Source organism: Bacillus sp. 7894-2 (assembly GCF_002272225.1).
Lineage (GTDB): Bacteria > Bacillota > Bacilli > Bacillales > Cytobacillaceae > Cytobacillus.
The window spans coordinates 24,409-51,404 of sequence record NZ_NPDG01000007.1; the positions used below are offsets into that span (position 1 = coordinate 24,409).

A 26,996-nucleotide genomic window follows, 5' to 3' on the forward strand; every position below is an offset into this window, starting at 1 on the left:
GTTGATTCGAAAAAGTGACAAGCCTATTAAAATAACAGAAGTGTGTTTGCGGGATGGAAGCCATGTCGTTGCACATCAATATAATGAAGAACAAGTCCGTCGAGTTGTCAAAGAATTGGACGATGCCGGGATGCACTATATCGAAGTCAGTCATGGAGACGGATTAGGTGGTTCTACCCTTCAGTACGGAAGGTCACGTGTCAATGAAATGAAACTCATTGAGGCTGCAGTTGATGAATGCAAACAGGCGAAAATTGCTGTGCTGCTAATTCCAGGGATTGGAACCTGTCAAGAATTAAAGCAAGCTCATTCTATAGGAGCAGAATTAGTTAGAGTGGCCACTCATGTAACGGAAGCTGATGTATCTGCACAGCATATTAGCGCAGCACGAGAATTGGGAATGGAAACATTAGGCTTTCTGATGATGGCCCATATGGCACCAGTTGAGAAATTAGTTGAACAGGCAAAGTTAATGGAAAGCTATGGAGCACAAGCTGTATATGTAACCGATTCGGCAGGAGCCCTTTTGCCGCATCAAGTTCGTGAAAGAATTGCTGCACTTCGCGACTCCTTGAATATTGAAGTAGGGTTTCATGGCCATAATAATTTATCTGTTGCTGTTGCAAATACATTAGCGGCCATTGAAGAAGGGGCTACCAGGATCGATGGAAGTGTCCGCTGTCTGGGAGCAGGCGCAGGAAATACACAAACTGAGGTATTGCTGGCGGTTTTAGACAGGATGGGTATAAATGCCGGTATTGATCTCTATAAAATGATGGATATTGCAGAAAACACGGTAGGTCCGTTAGTTCCGAAACCGCAGGAAATTAATAAGGGCAGCCTGGTATTAGGCTATGCAGGAGTATATTCAAGTTTTCTGCTGCACGCAGAACGGGCAGGGAAGCGTTTTGGGTTGGATCCCAGAGATATTTTAATAGAGTTAGGAAAACGAAAAGTGGTGGGCGGCCAGGAGGATATGATTCTAGATGTTGCCTCAGAGCTGGCACAAGCACGAATCTTGGAGGTGTAATAATGACATTAACCAGTGGTGCAGACATGGAAATTGTGGAATATTTATATTCAGCTGAAAAAGAACAGCGGGAAGTGGTGAAAATAACGGATCGACTACCTGAATTAAGCTTTGAAGAAGCTTATTTGATTCAGGAAAAGCTGATTGAAAGAAGAGAAAAAGATGGTTCGCGGCGAGTGGGTTTAAAACTCGGATTAACCAGCAAGGCTAAACAGCAAATGATGGGTGTACATGAAGCGATTTATGGAATTCTCACTGACGACATGCTTGGCTTTGAATGGGAGCCAATCGATTTCAATCAATTCATTCATCCAAAGGCTGAACCTGAAATTGCTTTTATGATTGGTGAAGATCTGCAAGGAACAAGCGTTACTGCAGAAGATGTACTAAGTGTAACGAAATATGTTGCTCCGGCAATCGAAATTATTGACAGCCGGTATTTGGACTTCAAGTTTACTTTAGCAGACGTGATAGCAGATAACTGTTCGTCCTCACGTTTTGTTCTGGGCAGTAAATGGATGAAGCCGGATTCCGTAGATTTAGGTCAGCTTGGCATGGTGATGTCAAAGAACGGTGAAGTTGCACAAACAGGATCGAGTGCTGCAGTATTAGGTCATCCCGCAGCCTCTGCAGCTTGGGCGGTAAATAAACTTGGAGAATCCGGAAGGGGAATCAAGAAAGGAGATATTATTTTAAGCGGGGCAATATCCGAAGCCATTGCCTTTAAACCAGGTGACGCTGTTTCCGTTCAGTTTGCGGAATTGGGTTCAGTCTCTATTTCCTGTAAATCAGGTGCATAGTGAAATAGGATGTCCCTCGAATTCATTTTGTTTAAATTTTTCCTATTTAATCCGTGGGATATCAGCAGAAGATACAGTCAGTGTTACTGTATCCTTTGCTGGTTCCAAGGGAATTTTGGCAATGGTAAAGGATGATGGATATGGAGAAGAATCATAATCAAACCAATATTAATAGTTCTGGGTTAAAAAGAGACCTAAAAACCAATCAGCTGACAATGATCGCCATGGGGTGTGCGATCGGGACTGGGCTTTTTCTTGGCAGCGGACTTGCCATAAGTACTGCTGGACCAAGTGTATTATTAAGCTACGCGATTGGGGCGTTTATTGTTCTGCTCTTAATGGGATGCCTGGCTGAAATGTCTGTAGCACACCCTACCTCGGGTTCTTTCGGAACAATTGCTGAAAAATATATTAGCCCAATGGCTGGATTCCTTGTTCGCTATTCTTATTGGATTGGAAATGTGCTGGCTGTAGGTGTTGAGGTAAGTGCAATTGCCGTCTACATGAAATACTGGTTTCCCCAAGTTCCAGGAATGGTTTGGATATTATTATTTGCAGCAATCTTAATTTATGTAAATGCTACAAGTGTTAACACGTTTGCCACCTTTGAATATTGGTTTTCTATGATAAAAATTAGTGCCATTGTTGGATTTGTTCTTCTTGGATCCTATATCCTTTTTGGAACATCATCAGAACCAGATATTGGTGCAGGTAATTTGGTGGACAGTGGTGGCTTTATGCCGTTTGGCCTTTGGGGTATGTGGGTTGCGATCTTTATATCTCTTTTCAGCTTTTTAGGAACTGAAATGATAGCTGTTACTGCAGGAGAAGCAAAGGATCCTGATGTTGCTGTTCCTAAAGCATTAAAAGCAACAGTATTTCGATTATCCACTTTCTATATGTTGACTATAGGTATCATGTTGATGCTGGTTCCCTGGAAATCCGCAGGGGTTGAAGAAAGTCCGTTTGTAAAGGTCATGGAAATTCTCCAGATACCTGGTGCGTCAGGCATCATGAATTTTGTCATTTTGACAGCTGCATTATCAGCCATGAATAGTCAGCTATATGCATCTACACGCATGATGTATTCTTTATCTCGCGGAAAATTTGCACCGGCATTTTTAGCTAAAGTGAATAGAAAAGGGGTCCCAGTTAGTGCTCTTGCTATTTCAACACTTGGTATTTTTATCGCAGCAGGGGTAAATGCCTTACTTCCTGGTTCCTCTTATGCCTTTATGATGGGAATTTCCATGTTTGGTGCCATATTCACCTGGTTGATGATTTTTATCTCCCATCTGTTTTTCAGGAGAAAGTGGGAAAAAACAGGTGGTCGAAAGCTTCCTGTAAGAATGTTAGGTTATCCATTTCTTCCAATATTAGGCGCGGTACTTCTATTGAGTCTTATGATTTCTACATGGTTTACAGATTTTAGGATAATGCTCCAATTCGGTGTGCCATGGTTAATTTTCTTGTCATTGGCATATTGGTTCATGAAAAAAAGAGATGGAGCTCTTGTCGGAATGAAAGAATCCGCTGATATCCTCAATAAAGAGATTAGCTAGGCTGATAGACATTACTAAAGTATTCCATATAGATTAATAAAATGATAGTGTTCGCACTTGTTTCCATTAATCCTTAAAGGGGTGTTTATTAATGAAGAAAGTAAAAAGTATGGGGCTTATATTAATAGTAAGTTTATTGATTTTAGCTACTGCAGCTTGCAGCGGAAAGGGTTCTTCTGACACGGCTTCTACATCATCGCAGGGAGCAACTTATAATTTCAAGCTGGCACATATTACACCAACCGATCATATGTGGCATAAAGCAGCCGAAAAATTCAAAGAAGAGCTTGAGACCCGTTCTGGTGGAAGAATGAAATTGGAGATTTATCCCGCAAGCCAGCTTGGAACAGAGGCTGATATGGTTCAGCAAATTTCTGCAGGATCAGTTGATTTTGGTTTTATTACGGCTGCTTATTTAAGTTCACGTGCTGAAGCATTCACTGCATGGTTTTCACCGTACGCTTTTAAGGATCTGAATGAAGCAAATGAAGCCCGTGATACAGAGATTGCCAAGAAAATTCTTACAACAATGGACGATCAGGGAATAAAGGGGCTTGATTACTTATTTGCAGGAAGCCGGGTTATGTTATTTAAAGATAAAGAAGTTTTAAAACCAGAAGATATGAAGGGATTAAAATTTCGTGTAACACCTAGTCCTCCATTGCAGGAGTTTTATAAATCTTTGGGGGCTTCACCTGAATCCCTGCCGCTTCCCGAAGTGTATGCAGCTATTCAGACTGGTGTAATCGATGGCATGGATATGGATTTAGATGCAGCCATTACAAACAAGTATCACGAAGTAGTGGAATATGGGGCAGTTACAAATCATATGGTTTGGCCTGCTGTCGCAATGATAAATAAGGCTTCCTATGACAAAATGCCTGAGGAGGACCAGAAAATCATTGATGAAGCAATTAAAGCGGCTGCTGATTATTCAGCAGAAACTCGTTCCAAGCAGGAGGAAGATTTTAAAAAGACTTTAAGCGATGAAGGAATGAACATTTACGAAATTGATGCTGCATTGTTCCAGCCTTATATTAAAGAATTTGATAAAAAGTTTGGACAAGCTGATCCTTTAATTCAGGAATTCCTTGATACATTCCGCAAGTAAAATATTCAAAGGGGGGAAATGTGTGAATAAGCTAAGTGATATGATAGCCAGTCTTGAAAAAAAACTGGCTATCATCCTCATGTTTGCAATGGCGCTTATTGTTTCTTTAGCTGTAATCTTTCGCTCCGCCAATGCTCCGTTGTTTTGGGCTGGAGAGGTTTCAATCTTTCTGCTGATATATATAACGTTTATAGGAGGAAGCTTGGGTCTTAAATATAAGACTCAAGCTTCTGTATCACTGCTAACGGATATGCTGCCAGGAACTATTAACAAAGCGGTTTCCTTTCTTGCTCATATTTTAATGCTCATCTTTATGGCTATTCTTCTTTTTTATTGCTTTAAATGGATTCTTTCCCCATCCGTGGGAATTCAAAAATCGAGCGCCATTTTACTGCCAATGTGGATACCTTACTCCATATTGCCAATCGGTTTCCTGTTTGCAAGTATTCATTTGATAAGTAATCTCCTGGATGTGACAAAAAGGAGTGAAGCAAAATGATGTTTCTGGTCGTAATCGCTTTTTTTGTATTGCTGCTGATGGGAATCCCCATTTCATTGGTGCTTGGAATGACAACCATAGTTTATTTCATAGTAACGGGAAATTATGTGCTGCTTGAATCAACTCCCCAGAGACTATACTCTGGAATGGAAAATTTCGGGCTATTAGCGATACCTTTGTTCATGCTGACAGGTGAATTGATGAACAGGGGAGGGATTACGAATCGCTTAGTGGTTTTTGCAAGAATGCTGGTAGGGCACGTCCGAGGGGGATTAGCCTACGTTACTGTCATTGCCAATATGTTTTTAGCATCCATATTAGGATCTGCCAATGCACAGGCAGCAATGATGAGTAAAGTGATGGTTCCGGAAATGGAAAGGGAAGGGTACAATCGTGAATTTTCATCTGCCTTAACCCTGGCTTCTTCCATAGTGGCCCCTATTATTCCGCCAAGCATGATTTTTATTATTTATGGAACATTATCCGGAACATCAATTGGCGCTTTATTCATGGCTGGGATTATACCCGGGCTAATTTATGGTCTGGGCTTTATCTCTCTAATTGCGTACATAGGATATAAACAGGATTTCCCCAGGAGTAAGAAAGCTAGTGTAACACAAATATGGGCTGCTTTTAAAAACGTTTTGCCTGCAATGCTCATCCCCATAATCATTACATTTGGAATATTGAGCGGTTTATTTACTGCAACAGAATCTGCCGCAATTGCCAGTGTGGTAGCATTCATTGTAGGGTTATTCTTTTATAAAGAATTAAAGTGGAAATGTTTGCCTGAGGTGTTCGTGAACACTGTAATTGGAACTGCAACAGTAACATTCCTTATCGCCATGGCAAATATATTTGGATGGGTTATTGCATTTGAGCAAATACCTCAATTGATTGCGAATGCCATGCTGTCAATTTCTGAGAATCCATTCGTATTTTTAATTCTTGTGAACCTTTTTCTTTTAATAGTTGGAATGTTTTTGGATGGAATCGCAGCACTAATCATTTTAGTGCCTGTATTAATGCCGTTAGCAACAGGATTTCAGATTGATCCCATTCATTTTGGCGTCATTATTTGTATTAACCTTACTATTGGATTGCTGACACCTCCTGTAGGGACTGGCCTGTTTATCGTATCTTCAATCGCAGAAGTTAAATTTGAGAAATTAGTAAAGTCAGTAATGCCTATGCTTTTTCTGGGCATAACGATGTTATTAATCATTACTTATTGGGAACAAACTACCTTAATGATTCCAGCCTGGCTGGGTTTTTGATCTTGTGCGTGGAGGGTTAATATGCCAATTATTCAGGTTCATTTATTAGATGGAAGGTCAGATTCACAGCTGAAAGAGCTGATAAGCAGTTTGACTGAAGCAGCAGTGGGCTCACTGGAAGTTAATCCTAATCAAGTGAGAGTTATTATACAGCCGGTGCCTAAGACGCATTGGGGCGTTGGCGGAATCACAAAAGCTGAATTAGAGGATTCAAAAAATATCCAAAATCAATAAATAATCTAGCCCATTATATAAAGGAGCGCTTGGATAAATTCCTGGCGTTTTTTCGTTTTTTTACTTTGTATTATTGTTATTTCTATTTCCTGTATTTTTATATTTGAAAAGGTTTAAAAATATTCTCCAGGAGGAATTGTTCCTAGGGTAAACTGAAACGTTTTCAATTAAAGCAGTTAGAAGTAAGTATCGGCATTACTAAAATGCATGACTGTTTTTGGTTCATGAAAATTTTCGTCTAAATGTATAATTGGTTTACGTTCTTCATATATATTGGCTGTTGTCTGATTTTTCTTCATCATTGAAAAGTTATAGATTCATAAGTTTTTACATAAAAAGTGAAACCAAATTGCATTTCATTCGTCTATATAGACGTGCAGCATTTAGAAATGTGCAAAAGGGCTCACCCTGTTATTATCGTCATTAAAGAGCAGTTTATCTGGACATGCTTGACATTTTGTTAAATGCGAGTATAGTTATGTTCTTGTGCAGTGCTTTTTTTCCTGTTCATAGATTATTAATATTTATCAGGTAAACTAATAATTAGGCTGATTGCCAACTTTAAAATTTTAAATTACTAGTGAAATATGTTACAATAATGTGCTAGAAGGCAGGTGTATGATTTTGAATACTTTACTTCATAAAAGTCAGGATATATTGAATAAATATATAGGCTTTTTCTTTTTAGCAGTATTTCTGCTCTGGATGAAAACGTATATTACTCAAATGACACAATTTAATTTAGGCATTGAAAGTGCCTTGCAGCAGTTCCTCTTATTCATTAACCCGCTGGGATCTTCACTGCTGTTTTTAGGAATTGCATTCTTTTTTAAAGGCAGAAGAAAATATATCGCTTTGATGGTTATGTATTTCTTCCTGTCGTTCCTGCTGTTTGCAAATGCAGTGTACTACCGTTTCTTTAATGACTTTATTACACTGCCGACATTGACGCAGACACAGAACTTCGGTGATGTCAGCGGAAGCATCAGCTCACTATTACAGCCAACTGATATCTTTTTCTTCCTTGATTTCATCGTTCTTGCCGGCTTGCTTATTTTTAAAGCCGTTAAAATCGAAACAAAGGATTTGACTCGCCGCAGATCAGCAGCTTTAATCTATGCGTCGCTTGCCATTTCCTTTGCAAATCTGGGCCTGGCTGAAACAGACCGCCCTGAGCTTTTGACAAGAGGTTTTGACCGTAACTATATTGTGAAATATTTAGGCATGTACAATTATACGATCTATGATGCAGTGCAAAGCACAAAGGCCTCTGCACAAAGAGTTATGGCGGATAGCAGTGATACAACCGAAGTCATTAACTTTACTAAATCGAATTATGCTGATCCGAATCCGAAGTATTTTGGAAAAGCCGAAGGCATGAATGTGATCTACCTTCATCTTGAATCCATTCAGACATTCTTAATGAATTATGAACTGCATGGTGAAGAAGTAACACCGTTCCTGAACTCGCTGATTAAAGAAGAAAATACAACGTATTTTGATAATTTCTTCCATCAGACTGCACAAGGGAAAACAGCAGATGCTGAGTTTATCCTTGAGAACTCCCTATATGGGCTGCCGCAGGGTTCTGCTTTTACAACAAAAGGCATGAATACCTACAATGCAGCGCCTGCAATTCTGAAGGATAAAGGATATACTTCTGCAGTCTTCCACGGCAACTCCGGCAGCTTCTGGAACCGTAACGAAATTTATAAATCATTTGGATATGATAACTTTTTTGATGCAGATTATTTTGATTTGAAACCTGAAAGCATGGCTGACTACGGCCTAATGGATAAGCCGTTCTTTGAACAGTCTATGCCGTACCTGGAATCGCTGAAGCAGCCGTTTTATTCTAAATTCATTACTGTGTCCCATCACTATCCATATCATATGGATCAGGAGAAGGCGACAATAGAGCCCCATACTACTGGGGACAAATCAGTTGATAATTACTTCCAGACAGCACGTTATGCTGACGAAGCGCTTAAACAGTTCTTTGAACAGCTGAAGGCTTCCGGCCTGTATGAGAACTCAGTAATTGTCATGTATGGTGACCATTATGGAATTTCTAAAAATCATAATAAAGCAATGGAAAAAGTGCTTGGCAAGGAAATTACACCGTTCGAAAGTGCCGGTCTGCAGCGTGTTCCTCTATTCATTCGCGTACCTGGCATGGAAGGCGGAGTAAATCATGAATTTGGCGGTCAGATCGATCTGATGCCAACATTGATGCACTTGCTAGGTATTGATACTAAACAGTATCTGCAATTTGGTACAGACTTATTTTCAGAAAAACATGATGACCTTGTGCCGTTCCGTAACGGAGACTTCATGAGCCCAACTATTTCATCTGTTGACGGAAAGTACTATGACTCAAAAACGGGTGAATTGCTGGATGAAAGCCGTTTTGAAGAAGCGAAAAAACTCCAGGAAAGTGCTGAGCAGAAATTGGCGCTATCTGATAAAGTGGTAAACGGAGATCTTCTCCGCTTTTATAAACCTGAAAACTTCGAACCGGTGGATCGTTCAAAATACGATTACAAAGCAGAAAACAATGGGGTAATCAAAAAGAACGAAGAAGCTGAAGAAACCTCTGAAACTGAACCAGCTGATAAATAAATTTAAACTGCCTGCGGGAGATCCTGCAGGCAGTTTTTTTACGCATTTCTTTTAATCCAAGAAAAACAATCCCTCTGGACAAAATTAAATATACTTTAATAAAGTGCTTAACCACTGTTTTAATGTAATGCATATTTTATAATGATTCATATAGACGTACATACCGAGGAGGAGTAAAAATGAAAAAGCTTGCCGGCAAAAAAGTTGCACTTTTAGGTTCACGGAAAATAGACGATATCAGTAAATTGGTGGAGAATCAGGGAGGGATTGCTGTCAGCAGGCCCGCTCAGGGAACAGCACTTCTGAAAGATGAAAAACTCCAGGACCATGTAGAAATGCTGACTGAGTGCAACTTCGATTGGATTATTTTTACGACTGGGATCGGTGTTGAAACCATTTATCAAACTGCTCTTGAAATGAATAAAAGTGATGCCCTGATCAGCAGCCTGAAAAAAGCAAGGATTGCATCAAGGGGATACAAAACCGCCAATATGCTGAAAAAGCTTAATATCATACCTGCAGTTAGGGATGATGACGGCAGCATGGCAGGATTACTTCGAGAGCTTTCAGCACATTCTCTAGATGGTATGAAAGTAGCTCTGCAGCTTCACGGGGATCCGGCACCGCACCTTAAACAGTGGCTGGAAAATAACCAGGCCGACTATGAAGAAATTCTTCCATATACCCATATTCCTCCGGAAGAAAAAGTGATGAATCTGCTGTTGTCAGAGATCCTTGACGGAAAGTTCGATTCCATATTTTTTACAAGCACTCCGCAAGTGAGGAATTTATTCAGCTTCGCCCGGCAAAAGAATGCAGAAGTACAATTGAAAACCTGTTTTTCGGACCAGGCTGTTGCGTTATCAGTTGGAAAAGTAACTGCTCAAGCTTTACATGAAGAAGGGGTTGCAAGAGTCATTTTTCCGGAAGTCGAAAGGATAGGCAGTGCGGTAATTGAATTAGCCCGTTTCTATGCGGAAGAAGATATTAGGACTGATGTATAACTCATAAAGTACAGCATTTATAATGGAGCCTTTTTAGGCTCTTTTTCAATGACTAGATGTATATACAAATTTAAAAAATTCAACAAAAAATATTGAAAAGGCTTACACATCATGGTAATATTACAACGTAAACGTTTTCGTAACAAAAATTCAGTAACTTAAAGCAGGTGGGATATGTCCTATACCATCAAAGATGTTGCCAAAAAGGCAAATGTCTCTATTGCAACAGTCTCCAGGATATTAAATGGCCAGGGAGGTTATTCAGAAAAAACAAAAAGCAAGGTTCTAAAAGTAATTGAAGAACTGGGCTATCAGCCAAATGCAGTGGCAAGGGGATTAATTAATAAGAGAACCCATACAATAGGGGTGCTTTTCCCAAAGCTTTCGAGCTCATTGGTTACCGATCTGCTGGATGGCATTGAAAAGGCCGCAAATGATAACGGTTCCAGTGTGATTGTCTGCCATACAGAATCAAATGGCGAAAAAACGATGAAATATCTCCAGCTGCTTATTGAAAAAAGGGTAGACGGAATCATTTTCGCTAGTGAAATTTTAAAGGATGAATATTATCAATTTGTGACGAAAACCCGCATGCCGATGATTCTGCTTTCGACAGAGTCCTATGCGTACCCGGTGCCTTTTGTAAAAGTTAACGATTTTCATGCAGCATATGCAGCAGCTAAGTATTTAATCGAAAAGGGTCATACCAGAATTGGGATGATAAGCGGGAACAAGGATGATATTATCGCGGGGATTCCAAGAATTGAAGGCTTTAAGAAAGCTCTGTCAGATCATAACATACCTCTGGATTCTGAGAATATTGTGTTCAGCAGGGGTTTTACATTCCCATATGGTGTTGAGGGTTTGAAAAGGCTTGTCAAGCAGTTTCCGGATGTAACGGCAATATTTGCAGCAAGTGATGAAATGGCTATAGGTGCCTTATCTGCAGCATATCAGATGGGAATAAATATCCCAGATGACATTTCTGTTATAGGGTATGATAACTTGAATCTTGCTGAAATGTCCACTCCGCCGTTGACAACAGTAGGACAGCCTCTTGCAAAAATGGGTGAAGCCGCTGCAGAAATGCTTTTTTCCATCTTAGAAACAGGCGACACTCCGGAAAGCCGGATAATGCCGCATAAAATCATTGAAAGAATGAGTGTGAAAGAGAGAAAATAATAACTCTCTTTTTCTCAGATCAATTACGTAAACGTTTACGTAATTGATCTATAATACAAAAAAACACATAGGGGGATATACCATGTTTAAAAAAATGACCGCAGGTGTAATGGCATTAACTTTAGGAGCTTCTTTATTGGCTGGATGTTCATCTGATGGAGCAGATGACGGAAAAGTAACGCTAGAGCTCTTCTCTAATAAGTCAGAAAGCATCGAAACATACAAAGGGTTGATTAAAGAATTTGAAGCGGAAAATCCGGATATTAAGATCAAATTGGATGCACCGCCTGAAGCAGAAACAGTTTTGAAAACACGTCTAACCAAAAATGATCTTCCTGACATCATGTCTATCGCTGGTAATGCAACATACGGCGAGCTTGCCCGTGCAGGCGTTCTTGAGGATTTTTCAGGGACAGAGTTAGCTAAAACAGTTCAGCCATCCTATATCGACATGATCAATCGTCTGGTTGGACCTGAAGAAGAAGGCACTTTCGGTCTTCCGTATGCTACAAATGCAAATGCCGTAATTTACAACAAAGCGAAATTTGAAGAACATGGCCTTGAAGTCCCAACTACCTGGGATGAATTCATTGCCAGCCTTGACAAGGTTAAAGCTGCCGGTGACATACCAATCTACTTTACATTAAAAGATGCCTGGACAGGCATGATTGCATGGAACTCACTTGGCGCTAATGTAGCGGGTGAAGACTTTGCTGAAAAGAAAAACGCAGGGGAAACATCATTCACCGATAAATATGATGAAGTTGCAGACAAGATGGCTACATTAGTTCAGTACGGCCACAAGGACAATATGGGTGTCGCATACGGGGATGGAAACAATGCATTTGCGGCTGGGAAATCTGTTTTCTACCTGCAGGGCAACTGGGCAATCCCTGAAATTCTTAAAGCAAATCCTGAAATGGAACTTGGAGTATTCCCAATGCCTGTAACAAACGACCCTGCACAAAACAAACTTGTTTCTGGTGTAGATGTTCTTTTAGCAGTCAGCAAAGATACTGAGCATAAAGAAGAAGCGATGAAATTTGCTGAATTCATGATGAATAAGGATACAGCTCAAAAGTATATTGACGAGCAAAAAGCTTTCTCAGCCATTGAAGGAGTGTATCAGGAAAATCCGGTGTTTGAAGGAATCAAAGCTAACTTTGAAAATGGGACCATCACAAGCTTCCCCGATCACTATTACCCAGCAGGCATGGGAGCTGAAAACCTTGTTCAGGAATTCCTGATTAAGAAAGATAAAGAAAAATTCCTCAAGAAAATGGACAGCGAGTGGGAAAAAGTTCAAAACCGCTAAAGGCATCGGGCCAGGGGATCTTATGGATTTCCTGGCCTTCTAAAAAGGAGTTGTCATTATGAAAAAGAAAAACAGTGTGTTTCTCATCATCACGATACCCGCTTTCCTTCTTTTCTTCATTTTCCACAGCTTTCCTGCATTGCAGGGGATTTTTTACAGCTTTACAGATTGGAAAGGGTATGGAGATTGGAATTTTGTTGGTTTAAAAAACTACCTTAACGTTTTTAAAGATGAACGGGCAGGGGATGCTTACTTATTTACTTTTAAATTTGCCATTGTTGCGACCATTTTGGTCAATATCATAAGCCTTCTTGTGGCCATAGGGCTTAATTCCAAGATAAAGTTTCACAAAACGCTTCGGGCAATCTACTTCCTGCCTTACATTCTGAGTATCTTGATTGTTGGCTTTATCTTTAATTTTATTTTTGCTCATTTCCTGCCGCAGATTGGTGATGCATTCGGATGGGAATTTTTGACCCGCAATATTCTTGGAAACCCGGACCTTGCCTGGATCGGAATTGTCATTGTAGCCGTTTGGCAGGCAGTTTCATTTAATACCATTCTGTACCTTGCGGGGCTTGTAACGATTTCAGAAGATTTATATGAAGCAGCCAGTATTGATGGAGCCGGTGTCTGGACAAAGTTCTGGAAAATAACGTTTCCGCTCATCGCGCCTTTTTTCACCATCAATATGGTTCTGTCGTTGAAAAACTTCCTAATGGTCTTTGATCAAATTGTTGCCTTGACTGGAGGAGGCCCGGGAAAGTCGACGGAATCGATATCCCTGCTTATTTATCGGGGAGGATTTGAAGGCGGCGAGTTCGCCTATCAATCAGCCAATGCGGTTATATACTTCATCGTCATCATCGTCTTTTCTGTTATTCAGCTGAAATTCTTAAATAAAAGAGAGGTGGAAAACTAATGAATCGCAAAAAAACGAGCTGGATTGTGACCACTCTATTAATCTTAGGTTCATTGCTCATTCTTTTTCCACTGTATTTAACCATTACCATTGCGTTTAAAACACCGCCTGAAATGGCAGGAAATTTACTCGCTCTTCCTAAATCATGGTCATTTGACAACTTTGCACAGGCCATCGAAATGACTAATTTCTTTAATGCGTTTAAAAATAGTGCATTTGTTACAATATTTGTTGTTATCTTTACTGTGTTAACGAACTCGCTTGTATCTTATGCCATTGCCAGAAATCTTCATAAGAAGTTTTATAAGTTCCTATACTTCTATTTTTTAAGTGCGATGTTCATTCCTTTCCCAATCATCATGCTGCCGCTTGTTAAACAGACCAGTGCATGGGGAATGGATAATCTGGTTGGATTAATCATTTTGTATATCGTTTTCAACCTTTCTTTCAATGTGTTTATCTATATTGGCTACATCCGCGCCATTCCGGTTGAACTTGAAGAAGCGGCTATCATGGACGGAGCAACCACATGGGGTGTTTTCTGGAAAGTCATTTTCCCGCTTCTGGCACCAATGAATGCAACCGTCGCGATCATTACGAGCCTTGGTGCATGGAATGACTTTATGCTTCCGCTTGTCCTGCTCAGCGACCGGGAAATGGCCACACTTCCGCTGGTGCAGTACATTTTCCAGGGCCAATTCAGCACAGATTATAATCTTGCATTTGCCTCCTATTTAATGGCACTTGCGCCAATGATTATTGTGTACATCTTTGCTCAAAAATGGATCATAAGCGGTGTAATGAAGGGTTCAATAAAATAAAGATAAAATTATTCTTTGATCGGAGTTGTAAAAATTGAACAAAACATGGTGGAAAGAAAGCGTTATTTATCAAATCTACCCAAGAAGCTTCAATGATTCAAATGGGGACGGAATTGGCGATATCAACGGAATCACTGAAAAGATTTCATACTTAGCCGAATTGGGGATCGATGTTATCTGGCTATCCCCCGTTTACAAATCGCCTAATGATGATAATGGCTATGACATCTCAGATTACCGTAATATTATGGATGAGTTCGGAACTATGGAAGACTTTGACGGGATGCTGGCAAAAGCCCATGAACACGGCATCAAAATCATGATGGACCTCGTTGTCAACCATTCAAGCGATGAACACCAGTGGTTTCAGGAATCACGAAAATCTAAAGATAATCCGTATCGGGATTATTATATCTGGAAAAAGACGGACAATGGCGAGCCTCCTACTAACTGGGGAGCAGCGTTTGGCGGAAGTGTGTGGGAATATGATGAACAAACCGGCGAATATTACCTGCATCTGTTCAGCACAAAGCAGCCTGACTTGAACTGGGAAAATCCTGTTCTGCGAAATGAAGTGTATGAAATGATGCGTTTCTGGCTGGATAAAGGCATTGATGGTTTCCGCATGGATGTAGTCAATTTCATTTCAAAAGATACGAGCTATCCTCAGGGGAAGATCCGGGAAGGACACAAATATGGGGACGGCAGCGATTATTATATGAACGGTCCAAGAATTCATGAGTTCCTGCAGGAAATGAACAAGGAAGCCCTTAGCCCGTATGATACCATCACGGTTGGCGAGATGCCTGGTGTAACAGTTGATGAAGGCAAACTCTACACCGGCCGGGACAGAAATGAATTAAATATGGTATTCCATTTTGAACATGTGGGCCTTGGAGATGGACAATACGGCAAATGGGACCCCCGCCCCTGGAAATTGACTGATTTGAAAGAGATCTTCAACAAGTGGCAAAAGGGCCTTGAAGAAGATGGCTGGAACAGTCTGTACTGGAGCAACCATGACCAGCCCCGCGCCATCTCCAGATGGGGAAATGATTCAGAAGAATACCGTGTAACTTCTGGTAAGATGATTGCTGTTTGCCTTCATATGATGCAGGGGACGCCTTATATTTACCAGGGCGAGGAAATCGGCATGACAAATGTTAAGTTCAATGATATCAATGATTACCGTGATATCGAAACATTGAATGCCTACCATGATCTTACACCGGATTCCTTAACACATGATGAAATTTTTAAAGGCATTCATGAGAGAGGCAGGGATAATGCAAGAACACCTGTTCAGTGGGATGCCAGCCCGAATGCAGGCTTTACAGACGGAAACCCTTGGATCAAAGTGAACCCGAATTACGAGAAGATTAATGCAGAAGCAGTTTTAAAAGACGAAGACTCGATCTTCCATTTTTATAAGAAGCTCATTCAGCTTAGAAAGCAAAATGAAGTGATTGTATATGGAGCATTCGATTTAATAATGGAAGAGGATGAGCAGATCTTTGCTTTTACAAGGACTCTGGGTGATGACCAGCTGCTTGTGATCTGCAACTTCAGTGATGGAACACCGGACTTTAAGCTGCCGGGACATGTCCTTTATTCGTCTAAGGAACTTCTGATATCCAACTTGACTGCAGATGAAAATGAAGAAATTGATAACCTGACACTCAAGCCATATGAAGCTAGAGTGTATCGTTTGAAAAAATAAAGACAGGGCCTGTTTAGGGCCCTTTTTTACGAAGATTTGATGATAATGAGGTGGCCCTGTGAATAAAAAATGGTGGAAAGAAGCTGTTGTATATCAAATTTACTGGAGAAGCTTTTTTGATTCCGATGGTGATGGCTATGGTGATTTAAGAGGGGTTATAAAAAAGCTTGATTATATTAAGAATCTTGGCGTTGATGTGATTTGGCTGAATCCCTTTTATCAATCACCAGACCGGGATAATGGCTATGACATTTCAGATTATTATGGAATTATGGAAAAAGCCGGTGACATGGCAGCTTTCGATGAGCTGATCCATGAAATACATCAGCGCGGTATGAAGGTCATTATGGATCTGGTTGTAAACCATACTTCTGACCAGCATCCCTGGTTCGTGGAATCACGCTCCTCCAAAAATAATCCGAAAAGAGATTGGTATATTTGGAAGGATCCAAAGGATGGCAGGGAGCCAAATAATTGGCGCTCCTATTTTGCTTCATCCTGCTGGGAATGGGACAAAGCATCAGGACAATATTATTATCATTCCTTTGCAGTCGAGCAGCCGGATCTTAATTGGGATAATCCTGAACTGCGCCAGGAAATCTACAAAATGATGCGCTTCTGGCTGGATAAAGGAATTGACGGGTTTCGAATGGATGTGATTAATCTATTGGCAAAAAGAGAAGATTTATCAGATGCAGAGAACCCTTATGATATAAGCTACCTGGCCAATAACCCCGGTATCCATGACTATCTTCAGGAAATGCACCGGGAAGTCCTTCATCATTATGATGTGATGACTGTCGGTGAGATCCCGTTTGTTTCACCGGAAGAGGGACTGCTCTATGTGGATGAAAGCAGGAATGAACTGAACACTCTGTTCCATTTTCAGGTGGCAGATGAAATGCCGGTATGGGATATGCTCAGATTCAAGGAAATCCAATCAAGCTGGCATGAAGGCCTTAAGCAAAAAGGGTGGAATTCACAATTCCTTAACAACCATGATCACACAAGACAGGTTACCCGTTATGGAAATGATGGCCAATACCGTATTCAGTCTGCGAAGCTTTTGGCAGCAATGATTCATACCTTACCTGGAACTCCTTATATCTATCAGGGCGAAGAAATCGGCATGACAGGTGTGAGATTTGATTCCATTGAAGACTACAATGACATTGCTATGAAAAATAAATATCATGAAGAAATTTCAAAAGGGCGTGACCCTCAGGAGGTTTTTGAAAGCTTATTGCTTTTGAGCCGCGATAACTCCAGGACACCGATGCAGTGGAACGCAAGCAGCCAGGCAGGCTTTACAGCTGGTGAACCATGGATCAAAGTGAATCCGAATTATAAGGAAATCAATGTCGAATCAGCTCTGGATGATACAGACTCCGTATATTATTTTTATCAAAAGCTGATTGAATTAAGAAAACAAAACGAGGTAATGGTTTACGGGGATTATAAGGATCTATTGCCAGATGATGAACACCTATATGTATATACACGCTCCTATAATGATGTAACCTGGCTGATTGTTTTAAACCATGGCGACGAGCAGCAGGCGTTCACATTTGACGGCTTTGCAAATCGGGAAATCATTCTTTCTAATTATAAGAATGACTATGATAAAAATGAAGAAATACTGCTTCCGTATGAAGCAAGAATTTATGAAATTAGCTGAAATATTCCATGTGAATAATAACAGCCGGCATCCAAAAATGCCGGCTTTCTTCTATTGATAATTCATCTCTCCATCATTGGTTCTTCTGTCTGTTTTTTCGGGAGGAATCTTGGATAGCTGGTCCATAGGCTCCATCATAGATTCAAGAAGACTTCCTTTAGCTCGTTTTTCTACATCAATTTTGTTCTGCTGAACATTCTCGCGGCTGTTCATCATTTCACCTCATTTTATATTTTTTCATAGAATTCACTTCAAGCTTTGTGATTATTCCAAAATTCGAAAAGGCATAGGTTAAATTCCCTCTCAATGGAAATAATGGAATCTAAAAGATCTCTTGGAGAAGAATAATGACCAATATATTATTAATTGCAACACTTGCAATGATTTCCCTATTATATATTTTTTTAGGATTTATGCTTGTTATCGGCTGGCGCTGGATCATGAAGCGGGCAGTGAAGCAGGCAGGAAAAATTATTATGACAGACAGCTATCAGGAAAACCTCATTGAGCTTATTCCCGGTTTTAAGCATATGGGCATTCAAAATGCGCTTGAAAATAACCTGCGGGCCGAAACAGGTGATGTACTGCACCGCCCCTTTGGCTCATCGAAAAAATGGCCGCATTTTGAAGAAATTACGTTTATCCCTGCACAGACATCCCCTTTCCCTATTGACGGCGACGAAGATGTCGATGTGAAAGTGACGATTGGTCCAAAAGCGAAAAAGCCGATGAAAATCAAAATTCCACTGATGATTAGTGGAATGGCCTATGGAATCGCTTTAAGTGAGCAAGTCAAAATTGCATTGGCCACAGCTGCCAAGAATACAGGAACAGCCATCAATTCCGGTGAAGGCGGAATACTGCCTGAAGAGCTTGAAAGTGCGGGGAAGTACATTCTTCAGTTCTCCAAGACGGAGTGGGGTAAGGAAGAAAAGACTATTAAAAGGGCGGACATGATTGAACTTAAGCTGGGTCAGGGAGCTACACTGGGTATGGGCGGCAACATCTCCCCTGAAAATTTAACCGGTCGTGCAAGGGAAGTCATGGGGTTAAAGGAAAACGAAACCGCCCATATAATGGAACATTTTTTTGAAAAACAGACATTGAAGGATTTAAAAGAGCTGGTGGATGAGCTGCGTAAAATGTCCGGAGGTGTCCCGATCGGCGCAAAAATAGGGGCAGGCGGAAAGATTGAAGATGATATTGATCATTTAATCGAAATCGGGGTGGATTTTATCGCGGTTGATGGGGGACAAGGGGCTTCTGTCGGTGCACCTCCCCTATTGGCAGACGATTTTGGAATACCAACCCTGCATGCTATCACCCGTGCCTCAAACCATCTTGAAAAAAGAAAAAAGAAGGGGGATATAAGCTTAATTGTTTCTGGCGGTCTTTTTACACCAGGACACTTTTTAAAAGTCCTGGCGCTTGGAGCGGATGCGGTTTATCTGGGATCTGTTATGCTGTTTACTGTTTCCCATAAACAAACATTGAATGCTCTTCCTTTTGAACCGCCAACACAGGCTGTCTGGAACCAGGGGAAATTCAAAGATGTATTTAAAACGGAGGATGGGGCTAAGTCGGCGGAAAAGTTCTTGACCGCGAGCACCGAGGAAATCAAAATGGCTTTAAGAGCCATGGGGAAAAAGTCATTAAAAGAATTATCCAAGAAAGATCTTGTGGCTTATGATGAACTCACCGCGAAAATGATCGGAATCCCATTTTCCTTTGAACCATGGGAGGACCAATCTAAGAAGGTATAAAAAAAGCCTGGCACTTGTAAGCCAGGCTCTCTTTTTTATTCATTCATCAATATCTTTCTTGACCTTTGATTTTTTCTGCGGCTGAAACCGATGCGGATTTTGTGTTCTTAAATACACTGGCCTTAAAGGCTGAAACGGAAATCTGAGAAACGAATCCTTCAGATCCCGATACCTTGGCGGATAAAACGGCTCCATAAAAGGTCTGCCGAGAGATGTGAGCCTGAGCATATGTGTTAACAGAATACAGGAACAGAACAGCACGCCTACAAAACCCCATAAATTTGCGAATAATAAAAACGGAAATCTTAGAAAGCGGATGGTATTATTCATCTTATATACAGGTGTAGTAAAAGCGGCAAGAGCTGCAAGGGCGATAAAGATTAACAGGACATTACTTGTCAGCCCAGCCTGCACAGACGCAGTCCCAATAACAATCCCTCCTACGATACCGATTGTCTGCCCGACTTTCGTAGGCAATCTGGCTCCAGCCTCTCTTAATAGCTCTATTACCAGTTCAAGCATTAACGCTTCATAGAAAGGAGGCAAAGGAATATGCTGTCTTGAAGTTACCAGTGTCCCTAATAAATCCGTGGGGACAAGCTCCATATGATAAGTAAGCGTTGCAACATAAATAGACGTGATCTGTATGGAGAAAATAACAGAAAAGGCCCGTAATATTCTGGCAAAAGAAGCGATAGTCCAATTCAAAAAATAATCTTCAAAAGAACTGAAGAATTCAGAAAAAGTTGTAGGGGTAATCAGTACATGCGGTGACCCATCTACGGCTATCACTATTTTCCCTTCAGCAAGGACAGCGGCTGCCCTGTCCGGTCTTTCTGTATCCAGCAGCTGCGGAAAGGGAGAGTTCTTATTATCTGAAATCAGCTGTCCAATATAAGAACTGTCAGTGATTTCATCAAAGTCGATATTTTCGATTCTTTCTTTTACCATGCTGATATAATCTGTATTTGTAATTCCCTCAATATAGAGAACAGCCACCACTGTTCTCGATATGCTTCCAATAATATATTCTTCTATGATCAGTTCAGAGATGGGCAGCCGCTTGCGGATTAAATTTAAATTATTTTCCAGAGATTCAACAAATGCTTCCTTTGCTCCAATAACCGTTTGCTCTACTTCAGGATGTGTGATCTCTCTAACATAAGAACATTTAGCAGCCATAAAAGCCGCTTTTTGCTTCTCGGCTTCTGATGTAACCATCACATAGCCATTCAAAAGCATATGTTCTGCTTTTGAAAGATCTTCGCAAATTTGTATGCTTGCAGATGGCAAAAGCTTTTTCAAATCATCGATTTTGTTGAAATCACCAAGAAGAAGCTGAGGGAGCAAACTTTTTGTGATCATTTTTTGATCAGTCAGTGTTTTGAAATAAGTAAAAGAAAAACAGAGCTTTGTTTGTCTATTGCTATATTGTACTTTTTGAAAATCATGAGACCGTGAAAGCGACTTTTCCAGCTCCTCAAGTTCAATCTCTGACACAGGTCTCTTCTTTTTTAACTCTTTTTTCATTCAACGATCACCAGTTTTTTCGGCATTAAGTGTAGTGTTTCCGTTTTTGGAAAGATTATGAATGAATAGGGGGGATAGCTAAAAAAAGCCTCCCTCAGAATGAGGCAGGCCTGGGAATTATACCGGTTCTTCTTCCGGATGTTTAAAGCAGGATAAAACCAGACTTTCAAGGTTTTTAAATTCTTTGGCATCCATAAATGCTATACACCTGCTCAAAGATTGTAGTGCACTTTCAATGAGAAATTTTCTTGGTTTTTTCGAATGAATCATTTCTTCCTGGATAAAGTCCAGAAGATCCATGCAATCGTTCAGATCTTCCTGCTTGATGGACTTCTTCAAAGTCAATATGGATTTGCAGAGAATATACATATTTTTATGATCTGTCTGCCTAAATCTGTTTTCAATCAGTTCAGGATTCAGCAGGTAATCACCGGCTGAACTGACCTCTTCAACAACCTTCCTTATCCTTTCTACACTATAACGGACCACAGGATTAATGCTCGAAGAGAATTCAAAGAACTTTGTATAGTATTTTACGTTATGATGGAGGATGCCAAGGAACATCACAGCACAGTCCAGCAAATAGGGTTTCTTGTCCTCGCCAAAGATTTCAATAAACCGGCTGAAAATCCAATCCACCATCCTAAGCTGGCCTTCCTTAATAAACTGCTTGAGCTCAGGGTCATTTGAAACAAGTACTTCTTCAAAAAGGGCAACCAGCTTATTGGTCCGGTTCATATTCATCTGTAATTCGATCTGCTGTGTGAATACTTCTAAGCTGCTTGGGTCCTGGCCGATAAGAAGCTTATTGCGTTCTGATTCCATTTTTTCATGCAATGTTTTAAAAATGGAAATAAGAAGCTCGTTTTTTGAAGAAAAATAATTATAGAAGGTACCCTTAGATATCCCGCTGTAATCTAAAATATCCTGAATGGATGTAGCCTGAAAACCTTTATCCAGGAATAATTGATGTGCTTTTTTTATAACATGCATTTTCCTGTTATTCATCTATAATCACCTGTCATTTTATTTGAACTATGTGTATAACTTAATAGTACCTCATTGTATTAATTTACACAAACCCTCCATTTTACAAGGATTTTTTTGTTGCAAAAGTTGAACTCATGGTATATTATATGATTTATGTGTAACGACAGTATAAAAGAATGAACTGATTGTACAGGAGGAAATATAATGGAACACGCAATAGACACTAAAACAGACCGGCCGCCTTATGGGATTCTTGCTGTTTTAATGATCGGGGCATTTATTGCCTTTTTGAATAATACATTATTAAATATCGCCCTGCCATCTATCATGGCAGATTTAGAAATAGAAGCGGCAACAGTGCAGTGGCTGACTACCGGTTTTATGCTGGTTAATGGTATCTTGATCCCGGCTACTGCCTTTTTAATTGAAAAATATACAGTCCGCAGGCTATTTATTGTGGCAATGGGACTATTTACAATCGGTACCCTGGTAGCGGGTATTGCTCATGTATTCCCTGTATTGCTGACCGGCAGAATGCTGCAGGCATCAGGGTCGGCAATTATGATGCCACTATTAATGAATGTAATGCTGATCAGCTTCCCGGTTGAAAAACGCGGAGCAGCCATGGGTGTATTTGGATTGATTTTAATGTTTGCCCCTGCAATTGGGCCAACACTCTCTGGGTGGATTATCGAACATTATGATTGGAGAATGCTCTTCCACTTCCTTTCACCGATTGCGGGTGTCATTTTAGTTCTTGGAGCCGTCATGCTGAAAGACAAAAAGGAAAAAGTGAATATCCGTCTGGATATGTTTTCTCTTGTTCTTTCAAGTTTAGGGTTTGGCGGAATACTTTACGGGTTCAGTTCTGCAGGTAACAAGGGCTGGGACAGCCCTCATGTGTATTTAACAATTGCAGTCGGAGTTATAAGTTTGATTTGGTTTATTTTAAAACAAACCAAATCAGAACGTCCGATGCTTAATTTTGGTGTATATAAGTACCCGATGTTTGCATTATCGTCTGCTATCAGCATGACGGTAAATATGGCGCTATTCTCAGGAATGATTCTGATTCCGATTTATGTTCAGACATTAAGGGGGATTTCACCTTTGGATGCAGGATTGATGATGCTTCCAGGTGCCCTTGTTATGGCAGTGATGTCGCCATTAACTGGAAAGCTGTTCGATAAAATTGGGGGCCGGATTTTGGCGATCATTGGGTTAGCCATTACAGTGGGAACTACTTATGTATTCAGCAGACTGACTTTGGAAACAACCTACACACAGCTGATTATACTCAACTCAATCAGGATGTTCGGGATGTCCATGGTCATGATGCCTGTTTCTACTAATGGCTTGAACCAGCTGCCTAGAAGGCTTTATCCGCATGGTACTGCAATGAACAATACGCTGAACCAGGTGGCCGGTGCCATTGGGACAGCCTTATTGGTAACAGTTATGTCAACAAGAACGGAAACACATGCTGCGGAAATTGCGAAAGAAGCGATGAAAGGCGGGGCTGTGGCTAACGGCGGACAAATGACTGAAGCTGCTGTGGCGGAAATGCAGCAGCAGGTTCTAATGAAAGCCATGCTTGAGGGAATTAACGATGCTTTTTTCGTAGCAACCTTTATCGCTGCAGCTGCACTTGTTCTGGCCTTCTTCATTAAACGCGCAACACCAATGGAAGACTCGGTTGAAGAGCTAAAGCAGGAGAATATGGTGCCTAAATTGGCAAAAAGTTAATTTACTGGAGGGGATCTTGGGATTCCCTCTTTTTCTATAGGTATAAATGAAAAAGCCTGCAATGCTATTTAAGCATTTGCAGGCTTCTTATTATCTAATTTTTCCAACTAATTTAATTGATTGATGTCCGCTGTGAGGGTGAGGTGAAAAAAGAATATGATCCAGATACAGAGCTTCCAGCTTCCGGTCACTTAAATTAAGCAAGCTGTGATTATGCTGGAATTTGGAAAGTGATAATAATTTGCTGATAAGTGTTTCTCTGTTTAATGCCATGTAATGAACCCTCCTTTTTCTTTATTTTATTTTAATTCATATTTATCCGATTTGTCAACTTGGAATTAAAAAGTTTTGTTAAGATCTTAAATTGGTGCAAGTTATGAACACAGTTAAAAGCACAGGCACCTTGTCCTCTCCTTTAATACTATGTAGAGAAATGACTACAAGGATGTGATGAGTATGGAATTTTGTACCTCATGTAACTACCGGGAGGATTTGTGCAGATGTGAAGATCATGTCAATGAAATTCCCCGTTCGCACGACCAACACAGCCAGAGAGATCAAGCAAGACCTGATCATAATCATTATCCAAAGCCTCCTACTCCTTCTTTCCCTAAAAAAGAGCTTATTCATGATGAAGTTTGCGGCAATATAGAGCAAATTTGTGGAGACGACGCTGAAATATATTGGACTGCAAGAGGGATCAGAAACATGCCTGCAGCAACTATATCAGTTGTTAACAAAGGATCATGTGATATTAGTGTTCTTGCTTCTCCCAGTTTAAGAGGTGACTTAGAAGAGCTCTTTACAGTTTCAGCAGGTCAGACAAAGTCTACTACAATTGGCGCCTTGGCACGGATTGGTTTTGTCTGTTCAGGAAATGAAGTGTTTACTTGCAGAGGAACTTACTGTTTATCTCTTCATTATGAAATAGTATGTTAATACGTATCGTTAGGAGGAATTTATATGAGCTGTTCGAAAAGTTCGAATAACCTATGCTGTCCTGCAGCTGTAATTTTTCAGGCGGAACAGGCGGGATTGACGGACTCTCTGTGTGGCGCGCTCCGGCAGGAGATTTTATAGAAGGCACTTTTGAAATATTTAATTCTTCAGGCAGTCCAGGTTCCGTAACAGGGAATATTACTGCACCCGGCAGTCCGGAAGTTGGTCCGGTACCTCCCGGCAACTCAGCAGCATTGGCTGCTATCGCTCCAAGTGAATTTACTTTAACGGCACCGCCAAATGCCTCGGGAAAATTCTGCATTACTCTATATAAAAGGCTAATTCCATAATAATAAAAAAGGAGACCCAATGAATTTAAAATCAGGGGTTCTCCTTTTTAATTTAAAGAAGTTATTGGTTAAATGGGGAAGGATAGTGGATATTTAGACAATATTGCCCTTCGCAATCATTAGCACCTTGTCCAAGGCAAAGGATTTCAAGGGAATCAAATTCATTCTGCACGGTAAGGGATTTACTATTTGGAACACTGCCTTGTCCTTCCGGCTCAGGAATTGTTAAAGAACCTACAATTACACCGTTTCTGAGCAAATTAGCAACTAAATTGTCAGCGCATCCGCCATTATAAATGATAGTCATAGTCCCTACAACTGGAGCAAGGACATTATTTTGTATTGACCTCCAAACAATACGGTCAGGGCTCGCTTGGTTACCACAGTCTAATTCAAATGTTCCGCAAAATTTATCGCTTACTATGGGACGGCCTGCACCATTACCCCCATTCTCATCCGGACAACAGCAGCACATGCTATTACAGCTGGAACACATAAAAACTCAACCCTCCTTTTTCTACTATATTATTAGCTTGTTTCTTTTTTGTTTGTAGAAATGACCTATCACAAGAGCGAATTTTAAAGAGCTGTGAGCTCAGGAGTTATTTTCCAGACTTGATTTCTCTTCTGTTAAACTTAGGCTGGAACAAACGTCTGCACTCCGCAGGCGTTTTTCAAAATAGGTAAAAAGGTACAACTTAACTTGCAGAATGGCAGGAATACCCCTTTCCGCCGGTGAATACAATTAGAAAATGGAAACAGCTTTCTACATAGAGAAAGAAAGCTAATATTTAAAAAAAGCTGGGGGAAAAATGACTAAGCGAAAATGGGGAATAGCACTTTTGTTGATTGTCTGTTTCATAGGATTGGCCGGGTGTTCAGGAAAAGCTGCCGGCGATAATGAGCCGGAGAAAAAGCCTGCGGAAGAGAAGGCTAAAGAAGAAGAAAAGGCCCAAGAGGAGGCAATAGCAGAGGAGCAGACTCAGGAAGATAAGAAGGAAGAAATAAAGCCTGTTGTGGTTAATGTCATCGATCCTGATACAAAAGCAGTGCTAAAGACATTCAGCCCTGCTGAAATGGGATTTGGAGAGGATGATGAAAAATATAAAGCAGATCTTGCCAAATGGGCCAAAGAAATAGCGCGCGGGACGGATAAAATGAAAGGCTATGACCAAAGAATGACCCTAGACAAAATTGGTTCCGATGGCAATATCATTAAAGGGCAGTCTGAGGTTATTCTTGAAGAAAGCGAATTAGTGGATAAGATTTTTGCTGCTTCTGTAAGCGGCGGGGATGTTGAGCTGCCGCTCTATGTTTCAGAAAGCGGTTATGACCCTGCAGATGTGCCTTATTTAGGGGAAGTAGTCGTCGCATCCTATACTACCAATTTTAACAGCGGCGTGGAAGGAAGGACAAAAAACATTGAACTCTCAGCAGAAGCCATCAATAATATCATCCTTGGTGAGGGAGATCATTTTTCTTTTAATACAACAGTGGGACCCAGTGATGAAGCGCATGGATATCAGCCTGCAGAAGAAGCCCTTAATGGCAAGCTCGTAATGGGCATTGGGGGCGGTATTTGCCAAACATCCTCCACTCTTTACAATGCTGTCGATAAAGTCGGGGTCAGCTATGTTGAAAAACACCACCACTCAGTGACAGTAGGCTATGTTCCTAAGGGCAGGGACGCAACCGTTTCCTATGGAGGCAAAGACTTCAGATTTGAAAACACAACCGGCATCCCGCTTCTTGTAAAAGCAAACTTCGGAAATGGTGTCTTAACAATTGAAATCAGAACCGCAAAAAAGTATGAGGGAATGCTAAAGAACGCAGTTTAACTGTATTAGGCACCTAAGCCATGTTTCCGGTTTAGGTGCCTGAGTTGTTTTGCACTGAATAAT

The 26,996-nt window shown here is 40.7% G+C and carries 24 protein-coding genes; 19 read left to right on the forward strand and 5 right to left on the reverse strand.

Annotated features, from left to right (window positions below; translation table 11 throughout):
• The first annotated feature begins 1 nt into the window (after position 1).
• From dmpG to CHI10_RS01780, 15 genes are all read left to right on the forward strand, one after another.
• Positions 2–1,030 (forward strand): 4-hydroxy-2-oxovalerate aldolase, encoded by a 1,029-nt coding sequence (gene dmpG, locus CHI10_RS01710; protein WP_095242608.1) that lies wholly within the window; start codon positions 2–4, stop codon positions 1,028–1,030.
• Positions 1,031–1,032: 2 nt separating this feature from the next.
• The gene (locus CHI10_RS01715) at positions 1,033–1,830 is read left to right on the forward strand and encodes a 2-keto-4-pentenoate hydratase (RefSeq protein ID WP_095242554.1); all 798 of its coding nucleotides are present in this window, start codon (positions 1,033–1,035) and stop codon (positions 1,828–1,830) included.
• 140 nt (positions 1,831–1,970) lie between these two features.
• Positions 1,971–3,392, forward strand: coding sequence for an amino acid permease (locus CHI10_RS01720; RefSeq protein ID WP_095242555.1), 1,422 nt, complete (start codon positions 1,971–1,973; stop codon positions 3,390–3,392).
• A 91-nt stretch (positions 3,393–3,483) separates the two neighbouring features.
• The gene (locus CHI10_RS01725) at positions 3,484–4,503 is read left to right on the forward strand and encodes a TRAP transporter substrate-binding protein (protein ID WP_095242556.1); all 1,020 of its coding nucleotides are present in this window, start codon (positions 3,484–3,486) and stop codon (positions 4,501–4,503) included.
• 22 nt (positions 4,504–4,525) lie between these two features.
• Complete coding sequence (locus tag CHI10_RS01730) at positions 4,526–5,002, forward strand: TRAP transporter small permease (protein ID WP_095242557.1); 477 nt, start codon at positions 4,526–4,528, stop codon at positions 5,000–5,002.
• The gene (locus CHI10_RS01735; RefSeq protein ID WP_095242558.1) at positions 4,999–6,279 is read left to right on the forward strand and encodes a TRAP transporter large permease; all 1,281 of its coding nucleotides are present in this window, start codon (positions 4,999–5,001) and stop codon (positions 6,277–6,279) included. Before CHI10_RS01730 ends, CHI10_RS01735 begins: the two co-directional genes overlap by 4 nt.
• Before the next feature lie 21 nt (positions 6,280–6,300).
• Complete coding sequence (locus CHI10_RS01740; RefSeq protein WP_095242559.1) at positions 6,301–6,513, forward strand: 2-hydroxymuconate tautomerase family protein; 213 nt, start codon at positions 6,301–6,303, stop codon at positions 6,511–6,513.
• A 618-nt stretch (positions 6,514–7,131) separates the two neighbouring features.
• Positions 7,132–9,135, forward strand: a complete 2,004-nt coding sequence (ltaS, locus tag CHI10_RS01745) for a lipoteichoic acid synthase (protein WP_095242560.1) — start codon at positions 7,132–7,134, stop codon at positions 9,133–9,135.
• 179 nt (positions 9,136–9,314) lie between these two features.
• Positions 9,315–10,139, forward strand: coding sequence for a uroporphyrinogen-III synthase (locus CHI10_RS01750; RefSeq protein WP_095242561.1), 825 nt, complete (start codon positions 9,315–9,317; stop codon positions 10,137–10,139).
• 174 nt (positions 10,140–10,313) lie between these two features.
• Positions 10,314–11,321, forward strand: coding sequence for a LacI family DNA-binding transcriptional regulator (locus CHI10_RS01755; RefSeq protein WP_095242562.1), 1,008 nt, complete (start codon positions 10,314–10,316; stop codon positions 11,319–11,321).
• Positions 11,322–11,403: 82 nt separating this feature from the next.
• Entirely contained in the window at positions 11,404–12,636 is a 1,233-nt protein-coding gene (locus CHI10_RS01760; RefSeq protein WP_095242563.1) for an ABC transporter substrate-binding protein, read from the forward strand.
• Between the two features lie 58 nt (positions 12,637–12,694).
• On the forward strand, positions 12,695–13,558 hold the full coding sequence (locus CHI10_RS01765) for a carbohydrate ABC transporter permease (protein WP_035330521.1): 864 nt from the start codon (positions 12,695–12,697) through the stop codon (positions 13,556–13,558).
• The gene (locus tag CHI10_RS01770; protein ID WP_095242564.1) at positions 13,558–14,379 is read left to right on the forward strand and encodes a carbohydrate ABC transporter permease; all 822 of its coding nucleotides are present in this window, start codon (positions 13,558–13,560) and stop codon (positions 14,377–14,379) included. The genes CHI10_RS01765 and CHI10_RS01770 overlap by 1 nt, the downstream gene beginning before the upstream one ends.
• A gap of 34 nt (positions 14,380–14,413) precedes the next feature.
• A complete protein-coding gene (locus CHI10_RS01775; RefSeq protein ID WP_095242565.1) occupies positions 14,414–16,099 on the forward strand; it encodes a glycoside hydrolase family 13 protein in 1,686 nt (561 codons plus the stop codon).
• Between the two features lie 58 nt (positions 16,100–16,157).
• Positions 16,158–17,777 carry a glycoside hydrolase family 13 protein gene (locus CHI10_RS01780; protein ID WP_095242566.1) on the forward strand — a complete coding sequence of 540 codons (1,620 nt, stop codon included), beginning with the start codon at positions 16,158–16,160 and terminating at the stop codon, positions 17,775–17,777.
• A gap of 51 nt (positions 17,778–17,828) precedes the next feature.
• Here the strand turns inward: CHI10_RS01780 and CHI10_RS22170 are convergent, their stop codons facing one another.
• Positions 17,829–17,993 carry a hypothetical protein gene (locus CHI10_RS22170; RefSeq protein WP_179288923.1) on the reverse strand — a complete coding sequence of 55 codons (165 nt, stop codon included), beginning with the start codon at positions 17,991–17,993 and terminating at the stop codon, positions 17,829–17,831.
• A 131-nt stretch (positions 17,994–18,124) separates the two neighbouring features.
• On the opposite strand from CHI10_RS22170, the gene CHI10_RS01785 reads away from it, so the two are divergent.
• Positions 18,125–19,540, forward strand: a complete 1,416-nt coding sequence (locus CHI10_RS01785) for an FMN-binding glutamate synthase family protein (protein ID WP_095242567.1) — start codon at positions 18,125–18,127, stop codon at positions 19,538–19,540.
• Positions 19,541–19,579: 39 nt separating this feature from the next.
• On the opposite strand, the gene CHI10_RS01790 is transcribed toward CHI10_RS01785, so the two are convergent.
• Together CHI10_RS01790 and CHI10_RS01795 are read right to left on the reverse strand one after the other, a co-directional pair.
• The gene (locus CHI10_RS01790) at positions 19,580–21,070 is read right to left on the reverse strand and encodes a spore germination protein (RefSeq protein ID WP_095242568.1); all 1,491 of its coding nucleotides are present in this window, start codon (positions 21,068–21,070) and stop codon (positions 19,580–19,582) included.
• Positions 21,071–21,187: 117 nt separating this feature from the next.
• Positions 21,188–22,078 carry a TetR/AcrR family transcriptional regulator gene (locus tag CHI10_RS01795; protein WP_095242569.1) on the reverse strand — a complete coding sequence of 297 codons (891 nt, stop codon included), beginning with the start codon at positions 22,076–22,078 and terminating at the stop codon, positions 21,188–21,190.
• A gap of 186 nt (positions 22,079–22,264) precedes the next feature.
• Between CHI10_RS01795 and CHI10_RS01800 the strand changes: the two genes are divergently transcribed.
• On the forward strand, positions 22,265–23,806 hold the full coding sequence (locus CHI10_RS01800) for a DHA2 family efflux MFS transporter permease subunit (RefSeq protein WP_095242570.1): 1,542 nt from the start codon (positions 22,265–22,267) through the stop codon (positions 23,804–23,806).
• 90 nt (positions 23,807–23,896) lie between these two features.
• On the opposite strand, the gene CHI10_RS01805 is transcribed toward CHI10_RS01800, so the two are convergent.
• Positions 23,897–24,079 (reverse strand): hypothetical protein, encoded by a 183-nt coding sequence (locus CHI10_RS01805; protein ID WP_095242571.1) that lies wholly within the window; start codon positions 24,077–24,079, stop codon positions 23,897–23,899.
• A gap of 183 nt (positions 24,080–24,262) precedes the next feature.
• Here CHI10_RS01805 and CHI10_RS22105 point away from each other — a divergent pair, with 183 nt between their 5' ends.
• Positions 24,263–24,745: a DUF3992 domain-containing protein gene (locus CHI10_RS22105; RefSeq protein ID WP_142301756.1), complete on the forward strand. Its 483-nt coding sequence runs from the start codon at positions 24,263–24,265 to the stop codon at positions 24,743–24,745.
• Positions 24,746–25,156: 411 nt separating this feature from the next.
• On the opposite strand, the gene CHI10_RS22835 is transcribed toward CHI10_RS22105, so the two are convergent.
• The gene (locus CHI10_RS22835; RefSeq protein ID WP_353615955.1) at positions 25,157–25,591 is read right to left on the reverse strand and encodes a DUF3992 domain-containing protein; all 435 of its coding nucleotides are present in this window, start codon (positions 25,589–25,591) and stop codon (positions 25,157–25,159) included.
• A 316-nt stretch (positions 25,592–25,907) separates the two neighbouring features.
• On the opposite strand from CHI10_RS22835, the gene CHI10_RS01820 reads away from it, so the two are divergent.
• Positions 25,908–26,933: a VanW family protein gene (locus CHI10_RS01820; RefSeq protein WP_095242574.1), complete on the forward strand. Its 1,026-nt coding sequence runs from the start codon at positions 25,908–25,910 to the stop codon at positions 26,931–26,933.
• Positions 26,934–26,996: the final 63 nt, after the last annotated feature.

Coding starts and splice junctions, on each gene's coding strand:
- CHI10_RS01740 (WP_095242559.1), top strand. CDS start 6,301: ATGCCAATTATTCAGGTTCATTTATTAGATGGAAGGTCAGATTCACAG.
- CHI10_RS01790 (WP_095242568.1), bottom strand. CDS start 21,070: ATGAAAAAAGAGTTAAAAAAGAAGAGACCTGTGTCAGAGATTGAACTT.
- CHI10_RS01770 (WP_095242564.1), top strand. CDS start 13,558: ATGAATCGCAAAAAAACGAGCTGGATTGTGACCACTCTATTAATCTTA.
- CHI10_RS01820 (WP_095242574.1), top strand. CDS start 25,908: ATGACTAAGCGAAAATGGGGAATAGCACTTTTGTTGATTGTCTGTTTC.
- ltaS (WP_095242560.1), top strand. CDS start 7,132: ATGATTTTGAATACTTTACTTCATAAAAGTCAGGATATATTGAATAAA.
- CHI10_RS01725 (WP_095242556.1), top strand. CDS start 3,484: ATGAAGAAAGTAAAAAGTATGGGGCTTATATTAATAGTAAGTTTATTG.
- CHI10_RS01785 (WP_095242567.1), top strand. CDS start 18,125: ATGACCAATATATTATTAATTGCAACACTTGCAATGATTTCCCTATTA.
- CHI10_RS01795 (WP_095242569.1), bottom strand. CDS start 22,078: ATGAATAACAGGAAAATGCATGTTATAAAAAAAGCACATCAATTATTC.
- CHI10_RS01735 (WP_095242558.1), top strand. CDS start 4,999: ATGATGTTTCTGGTCGTAATCGCTTTTTTTGTATTGCTGCTGATGGGA.
- CHI10_RS01805 (WP_095242571.1), bottom strand. CDS start 24,079: ATGGCATTAAACAGAGAAACACTTATCAGCAAATTATTATCACTTTCC.
- CHI10_RS01800 (WP_095242570.1), top strand. CDS start 22,265: ATGGAACACGCAATAGACACTAAAACAGACCGGCCGCCTTATGGGATT.
- CHI10_RS01755 (WP_095242562.1), top strand. CDS start 10,314: ATGTCCTATACCATCAAAGATGTTGCCAAAAAGGCAAATGTCTCTATT.
- CHI10_RS22170 (WP_179288923.1), bottom strand. CDS start 17,993: ATGATGAACAGCCGCGAGAATGTTCAGCAGAACAAAATTGATGTAGAA.
- CHI10_RS22105 (WP_142301756.1), top strand. CDS start 24,263: ATGGAATTTTGTACCTCATGTAACTACCGGGAGGATTTGTGCAGATGT.
- CHI10_RS01715 (WP_095242554.1), top strand. CDS start 1,033: ATGACATTAACCAGTGGTGCAGACATGGAAATTGTGGAATATTTATAT.
- CHI10_RS22835 (WP_353615955.1), bottom strand. CDS start 25,591: ATGTGTTCCAGCTGTAATAGCATGTGCTGCTGTTGTCCGGATGAGAAT.
- CHI10_RS01720 (WP_095242555.1), top strand. CDS start 1,971: ATGGAGAAGAATCATAATCAAACCAATATTAATAGTTCTGGGTTAAAA.
- CHI10_RS01750 (WP_095242561.1), top strand. CDS start 9,315: ATGAAAAAGCTTGCCGGCAAAAAAGTTGCACTTTTAGGTTCACGGAAA.
- CHI10_RS01765 (WP_035330521.1), top strand. CDS start 12,695: ATGAAAAAGAAAAACAGTGTGTTTCTCATCATCACGATACCCGCTTTC.
- CHI10_RS01760 (WP_095242563.1), top strand. CDS start 11,404: ATGTTTAAAAAAATGACCGCAGGTGTAATGGCATTAACTTTAGGAGCT.